We start from the raw sequence: 6,348 nt of genomic DNA, 5'->3' as shown, positions 1-6,348 counted from the left end.
GGCGTCCCCCGGCCGCATCCACACGGCCACGTTGAGCAGCATGAAGGGCATCAGGAACAGCAGCGAGAGGGTACGCAGCGCGGTGCCGGACGGCAGGTCGTTCCACTGGTACGCCTCCAGCGTCACTCCGCTCGCGCCGCGCCCGTCGGCCAGGTCCGGACGGGGACGGTAGAAGCCGGCGCTGCGGTCGCCCGCGACCTGCCGGACCAGCGGCCGGCCCAGCACCTCGGCGGCCCCGCCCGCGGAGACCCCGTGCACCCGCAGCTCCACCACCTCGCCCGGCGGGGCCTGCGCCCGCCCTGGTCCAGCCGTCATCGACCCTCCGCGACGTCCCGGCCGCCCACGCCGCCTGGCACGGCCCGCCCTCGGGTGGCGCAGCGTCCTACCCCGCCGGGCGGCGGGCAAACGCCCGCGCACCTGCCTCGGGCGGCCGTTCGAAACCGTGCCGTCCGGGTAACCGCCGACGGTCCGCCGAGGAAGGGGTCCCGCATGACCGGTGCTTCGCGTGACGACCTTGCCGTGGCGACCCGGCTGCCGCCGATCGACGTCCGCCGGTGGGTGAACTCCGCGCCGCTGACGCCGGAGGAGCTGCGCGGGCGCGTGGTTCTGGTCGACGTCTGGGAGTACACCTGCGTGAACTGGATCCGCACCGCCCCGTACGTGCGGGCGTGGCACCGCGACTACCGGGATCTGGGGCTCACGGTGATCGGCGCGCACGCGCCGGAGTTCGCCTTCGGCCGGCTCGCGGAGAACATCGACCGGGCGGTCCGCGACCACGGTCTCACCTACCCGATCGCGATCGACGACGACTACACGTTCTGGCGCGCGCTGCGCAACGACGCCTGGCCCGCGCGGTACCTCTTCGACGCCGACGGGCGGCTGGCCGACCGCTGGGTCGGCGAGGGCGGCTACGACCGCACCGAGACGGAGATCCGGCGGCTGGTCGAGTCCGCCGCGCCCGGGACCGCGCTGCCGCCGGTCACCCCGGAGGTGACAGCGTTCGTGACGAGCCGGCAGCCCACGTACGCGGGGATCACCCCGGAGACCTATCTCGGCGCCGAGCGGGGCGTGCCCGGCACGTACGCGCTCACCGGCGACTGGCGGGTCGAGGGCGAGTACGTCGAGGTCGCGGGCGGCCACGCCGAACTGGTCCTGCCGTTCACCGCCGGGGAGGTGAACCTGGTGGCCGACCCCGGACCGGCGGGACCGGCCGGGGTTCGCGTGCTGCTGGACGGGAAACCGGCCGCTGACGCGCGCGGCGCCGACGTGGACCCGGACAGCCGGGTCGTCGTCGACCGGGCGGCCATGATCCGGCTGGTCGACGGCGCGCCGCCGGGGGAGCACCGGCTCACCCTGCGCGCCGAGCGGCCCGGTCTCCGCGCGTACGTCTTCACGTTCGGTCCCTGACCCGTCCCGAGGAGGACACCCCGTGGCCGGCATGACCCTGACGCCGACGCGTACCGGCGCCGACCTCCGCGAGTTCCGCGTCGACGTGCCGGAGGCGGACCGGCAGGACCTGCGGACCCGGCTCGCGGCCACCCGGTGGCCAGAGCGCCAGACGGTGGACGACCAGTCCCAGGGTGTGCCGCTGGAGACCAGCCAGGCGCTGGCCCGGTACTGGGCGACCGAGTACGACTGGCGCAAGGTCGAGGCGCGGCTCAACGACCTGCCGAACTTCGTCACCGAGATCGACGGCCTGGACATCCACTTCATCCACGTCCGGTCCCGGCACGACGACGCGCTGCCGCTGATCGTCACTCACGGGTGGCCGGGATCGGTGATCGAGCAGCTGAAGATCATCGGCCCGCTCACCGACCCGACCGCGCACGGCGGCCGCGCCTCGGACGCGTTCCACCTGGTGATCCCGTCGATGCCCGGCTACGGCTTCTCCGGCAAGCCGGACGGGCCCGGCTGGGACCCGCAGCACATCGCCCGCGCCTGGACCGAGCTGATGCGGCGGCTGGGTTACACCCGGTTCGTGGCCCAGGGCGGCGACTGGGGCGCGCTGATCACCGACATGCTCGGCGTGCAGGCGCCGCCGGAGCTGGCCGGCATCCACACGAACATGCCGTGCGTGGTGCCGCCGGACATCGACGCGCTGCTGCAACGCGGCATCACCGGCGTGAACAACCCCCTCGCGGAGCTGCCGGCCGGGCTCTCGGACGAGGAGCGGGCCGCCTGCGAGCGGATCGACTTCTTCTGGAAGCACTCCGCGTACGCGCTGATCATGACGACCCGCCCGGAGACGCTGACGGCGCTCGCCGACTCGCCGGCCGGGCTGGCGACGTTCATGCTCGACCACGACGCAGCCAGCCTGGATCTGATCTGCGCCGCCTTCGCCGGCCGGCCCGGCGGCCTGAGCCGCGACGACATCCTGGACAACGTCACGCTCTACTGGCTGACCAACACCGGCGTGTCCTCGGCCCGGCTGTACGCGCAGAACGCGCTGTCGTTCTTCGCCGCGAAGGGCGTCCGGGTGCCGGCCGCGGTGAGCCAGTTCCCGGACGAGATCCTGCTCGCGCCGCGCAGCTGGGCGGAGCGGGCGTACCCGAACCTGATCCACTACAACCAGCTGGACCGGGGTGGGCACTTCGCCGCCTGGGAGCAGCCGGAGTTGTTCGCGCAGGAGATGCGGGCGGCCTTCCGCTCGCTGCGCTGACTGCCGGGACGGATGCGGCCGGGTGGGATGTCCACCCGGCCGCGTCCGCGGATTCAGACCTCGGTCAGCCGGACCGCGTCGGCGATGACCAGGCCGGCGGCGGAGCTCCACCGGCTGACCGCCACCCGGTTGGCGTCCCCGGCCGGCAGCGTGAACGTGCCGAGTGAGCGCCACTGCCCGCCGGTCGCCCGCTGGTCGACGGTGACCGTCCGGTTGCCGGTGGTGGTGGCGACGATGTACGGCGTGGCCGCGTTGTAGCCCGCATTCGCCGGCCACCACGCGTCGACCCGGTAGTTGCCGGTACGGGGGACGTTGAACTTGTACCAGGCGGCGTCGCTCGCGGCGACCGGGTCCGCGTACCGGTAGTCGGCGCCGTAGCGCTGCCCGGAGTAGGTCGAGGTGCCCCAGTTGGCGCTGGCGGTGAACCGGCCCGCGGTGGCGTTGTCCACCGTCGACGTCCAGCCGGTGCCGCCGCCGGCCATCTTGGCGGCCACGTCGGCGCGCATCGTGTTCAGGTCGATGAAGGACGGGTCGATCTTGCCGGTGGTGCTGGTCTCCCGGTGCCCCCGGGCGTAGCTGGAGTCCCGGCCGAGCCGCTTGAGCACGGCGGCGGTGGCCGCGATGCTCGCGTTGTACTGGGCGGTGGTCATCCGCTGGTCGACGCCGTTGTAGTCGATCTCCCAGCCGATCATCAGGGTGTTGCCGTCGCCGGCCGGGATCGGGCCGCTGCCGCCGCTGGTGCCGGCGTGGTTGCACCGGCCGGCCGAGATCACGTGGAACACGCCGTGGTAGTCCACGAGCGCCTGGCAGAGCGGGCCGGGCAGGTCGGAGCGGCCGTTGATGCAGATGTTCAGCGCCGGGTGCGGGTTGGTGGCGCTGGACGTGGCGGCGGTGTGGTGCCAGAGCACGCCGATCGGGTCGAACGAGCCGGAGCGCATCCGGTTGAGCCAGTCGCCCTCGACCACCACCTGCACGCCGGCGGCCCGCAGCACGTCAACGAGCCAGGGAATGGTGGCCATCACTGCTCCCGGAGCAGGTCGGCGAGGCACTCGGCCTTCGGCGCGGCGTGCGCCGTACCGGGACGGACGGCCACCACGAGGGCGGCGGCCGCCAGGGCGGGTACGCCGAGCAGACCTCGGCGTCGCAGACGGGGGGATCGTGACGTGGGCATGGCGCTCCTCGGGTGACGGCGCAGTATCGATCGACGCTCGTGAGTGTGGGCACGCTATCCCGGCGTCGGGCGCTCTGTCGATACCCTTCAATGATCGTTTCCATTGTGAAAACTTTCGCCACCGCCATCTGTCGTCGTTCGTCGATGCGTGGTAGAAATCCTGCCCAAGTCTCGCCGTCGAGCGAGGAATCCTTCACAGGAGGGGCGCCGATGAGAGCGTTCGTCACGGCCCTGACACTTCTCGTTGTGGCCGCGGCCGCGGCCCCGGCCACCGCGGCCGCCCCGGCCGCGGCCGCCGCCACTGTCGCCGCGGTCGGCCCGCAGCCCGGCACCTTCACCGGCAAGGGCTTCGACACGTGCACCGCGCCGTCGCAGGCCGCGATGGACGCCTGGCTGACCGCCTCGCCGTACCGCGCGGTCGGCGTCTACATCAGCGGCGCCAGCCGCACGTGCGCCCAGCCCAACCTGACCGCGACCTGGGTCGCCGACCAGACCCGCAAGGGCTGGCGGCTGATCCCGATCGAGCTGGGCTACCAGGCGCCGTGCGGCACCCGTACGCCGAAGATGTCCGCCGACCCGGCCACCGCCCGCGGGCAGGGCCGGACCGCGGCGGACAGCGCGGCCGCCGCCGCGACGGCGCTCGGCATCGGCGCGGGCAGCACGCTCTACAACGACATCGAGCAGTACCCGTCGAACGCGAGCTGCCGGGCCGCCGTGCTCTCCTTCCTCTCCGGCTGGGTCGAGCGGCTGCACACGCGCGGCTACCTCGCCGGCATGTACTCCAGCGGATCCTCCGGCATCACCGACGTCTGCAACGCCTACGACGACACCCGGTACCTGCGCCTGGACCAGATCTGGATCGCCTGGTGGAACGGCGTCGCGGACACCGACGGGGGCACGTACTGCGCCGACGACCGCTACGCCGACCAGCAGCGCCTGCACCAGTACGCCGGGGACGTCACCGAGACGTGGGGCGGCGTGACCATGAAGATCGACCGCAACTACCTGGACGTACGGGCCGGCACCCCGCCCGCGACGTGGAGCGTCACGGTCGACAACGCCACGTCGGGCGGGTTCAGCGCGGGCGCGGCCTGGGGCGCCTCCGCGTACTCCGGGCAGCGCTACGGTGCCGACTACCGCTTCGCCACGCCGGTGGCGGCCAGCGATGTGGCCTGGTTCCGGGCGAGCCTGCCCGCGACCGGCGCCTACGAGGTGTCGGTGTGGTACCCGGCCGACCCCGGCTACAACGACCGCACCCCGTACCTGGTCGCCACCACGACCGGCAACCGGTCGGTGGCGGTCGACCAGCGCACCGGCGGCGGACGCTGGGTCTCGCTCGGCGTGTTCACGCTCGCCGCCGGCGCCGGGGACAAGGTCGGGGTGAGCCGCTGGAGCGCCGGGACCGGGTACGTGGTCGCCGACGCGGTCCGTATCACCCGGGTGTGAGCCCGCGGGCCGTGAGCCGGTTCCGCCTCGGCGGGGCCGGCTCACGGCGTCCGGGTCAGCTCAGGTGCGCCAGCAGGGCGGTGGCCATGCCCTGCTCACCGCGGGCGTTCGGGTGGAACGGCGCGGCCGAGTTCTGCGGCACCAGCCCCTCCACCCAGCGGGTGCCGCTGCTCTTGCACCCGTCCCGGCCGATCCACGGGGTGTAGACGTCGGCGTAGCTGGCCCCGCCCGCCGCCGCGGTGTCGGCGAGCATCGTGTTGAGCGCCTTCTGGACGCCGCGCAGGTACGGCACGTCCTGGTAGGCGATCGGCACCACCGGCCAGCAGCCGTACCCGCTGTCGGGCAGGATCGCCGGATAGCCGAGCACCACCACGCGCGCGTTCGGCGCGGCCTGGCGGACCGCCCGCAGCACGGCCGTCACCTTCGGCGCGGCGGCGGCGATCCGGGCCCGCAACTGGTCGGTGCCGCCCGCGGTGAACCGGTCCTTGCAGGGCGACCCGAGCGGGCTGCTCACGCTCGCCTCGGCGCAGTCGCCGATGATGCCGGAGAAGCCGATGTCGTTGCCGCCGATCTGGACCGTGACCAGCGCCGTGCTGGCGGTGACCGCGTTGACCTGCGGTGGCAGCGCGATGCCCAGCGCGCCGTCGCCGCCGTACAGGATGTCCTCGGTGGTGGCCCCGGAGCAGCTCACGTCGGTGAACGACGACGAACCGGCGGACGCCGCGACCAGGGACGGGTAGTTGCGGTTGGAGCGCAGGCAGTTCAGGTCGACCTGGGTGGGCACGAGCGGGGCGGAGGTGTAGGAGTCGCCGAGCGCCACGTACCGCCCGGTGGGCGCGGCGGCGACGGCGGGCGCGGTGGCCGCGAGCAGCACGCCGGCGGTGGCGGCGGCGACCGCGGCGAGTCTGGTGGCGGTCCGCATCAGCGGCAGGCGGGGACGGTTCATGGGGCCCTCCCGGAGGGGTCCTGGTGGTGGTGCTGGGATTCTGTCCACGCCTGTGGCGCACGTCAATATAGACAGTGCTCACTAAAGCGTGTCCCGGGATGTGGTCCGGCACTGCCTGGGGGAGGG

The 6,348-nt window shown here is 73.3% G+C and carries 6 protein-coding genes and 1 pseudogene; 3 read left to right on the top strand and 4 right to left on the bottom strand.

The window, feature by feature from the left end; all coding sequences use genetic code 11:
• Window positions 1–315 (bottom strand): annotated as a pseudogene (locus KBX39_RS19925) (hypothetical protein); the annotation flags it as partial.
• A 174-nt stretch (window positions 316–489) separates the two neighbouring features.
• Between KBX39_RS19925 and KBX39_RS19920 the strand changes: the two are divergent.
• Window positions 490–1,407 carry a redoxin gene (locus tag KBX39_RS19920; protein WP_113972942.1) on the top strand — a complete coding sequence of 306 codons (918 nt, stop codon included), beginning with the start codon at window positions 490–492 and terminating at the stop codon, window positions 1,405–1,407.
• 31 nt (window positions 1,408–1,438) lie between these two features.
• The gene (locus KBX39_RS19915) at window positions 1,439–2,659 is read left to right on the top strand and encodes an epoxide hydrolase family protein (RefSeq protein WP_210871921.1); all 1,221 of its coding nucleotides are present in this window, start codon (window positions 1,439–1,441) and stop codon (window positions 2,657–2,659) included.
• Window positions 2,660–2,712: 53 nt separating this feature from the next.
• Here KBX39_RS19915 and KBX39_RS19910 read toward each other — a convergent pair whose 3' ends face one another.
• Together KBX39_RS19910 and KBX39_RS19905 are read right to left on the bottom strand one after the other, a co-directional pair.
• The gene (locus KBX39_RS19910; protein ID WP_030499177.1) at window positions 2,713–3,678 is read right to left on the bottom strand and encodes an N-acetylmuramoyl-L-alanine amidase; all 966 of its coding nucleotides are present in this window, start codon (window positions 3,676–3,678) and stop codon (window positions 2,713–2,715) included.
• Complete coding sequence (locus KBX39_RS19905) at window positions 3,678–3,830, bottom strand: hypothetical protein (RefSeq protein ID WP_166456009.1); 153 nt, start codon at window positions 3,828–3,830, stop codon at window positions 3,678–3,680. The genes KBX39_RS19910 and KBX39_RS19905 overlap by 1 nt, the downstream gene beginning before the upstream one ends.
• Before the next feature lie 210 nt (window positions 3,831–4,040).
• Here KBX39_RS19905 and KBX39_RS19900 point away from each other — a divergent pair, with 210 nt between their 5' ends.
• Window positions 4,041–5,276, top strand: coding sequence for a glycoside hydrolase domain-containing protein (locus KBX39_RS19900; RefSeq protein WP_166456008.1), 1,236 nt, complete (start codon window positions 4,041–4,043; stop codon window positions 5,274–5,276).
• Between the two features lie 55 nt (window positions 5,277–5,331).
• Here KBX39_RS19900 and KBX39_RS19895 read toward each other — a convergent pair whose 3' ends face one another.
• The gene (locus tag KBX39_RS19895) at window positions 5,332–6,222 is read right to left on the bottom strand and encodes an SGNH/GDSL hydrolase family protein (protein ID WP_210871920.1); all 891 of its coding nucleotides are present in this window, start codon (window positions 6,220–6,222) and stop codon (window positions 5,332–5,334) included.
• Window positions 6,223–6,348 lie beyond the last annotated feature (126 nt).

It is taken from the genome of Micromonospora sp. D75, from assembly GCF_018070405.1.
GTDB classification, from domain to species: Bacteria; Actinomycetota; Actinomycetes; order Mycobacteriales; family Micromonosporaceae; genus Micromonospora; species Micromonospora chalcea.
This window is presented reverse-complemented; position numbering and strand designations above follow the sequence as displayed.

Bases quoted from the DNA above. Each gene is read 5' to 3' on its own strand.
- KBX39_RS19900 (WP_166456008.1), top strand. From the start codon at position 4,041: ATGAGAGCGTTCGTCACGGCCCTGACACTTCTCGTTGTGGCCGCGGCC.
- KBX39_RS19910 (WP_030499177.1), bottom strand. From the start codon at position 3,678: ATGGCCACCATTCCCTGGCTCGTTGACGTGCTGCGGGCCGCCGGCGTG.
- KBX39_RS19915 (WP_210871921.1), top strand. From the start codon at position 1,439: ATGACCCTGACGCCGACGCGTACCGGCGCCGACCTCCGCGAGTTCCGC.
- KBX39_RS19895 (WP_210871920.1), bottom strand. From the start codon at position 6,222: ATGAACCGTCCCCGCCTGCCGCTGATGCGGACCGCCACCAGACTCGCC.
- KBX39_RS19905 (WP_166456009.1), bottom strand. From the start codon at position 3,830: ATGCCCACGTCACGATCCCCCCGTCTGCGACGCCGAGGTCTGCTCGGC.
- KBX39_RS19920 (WP_113972942.1), top strand. From the start codon at position 490: ATGACCGGTGCTTCGCGTGACGACCTTGCCGTGGCGACCCGGCTGCCG.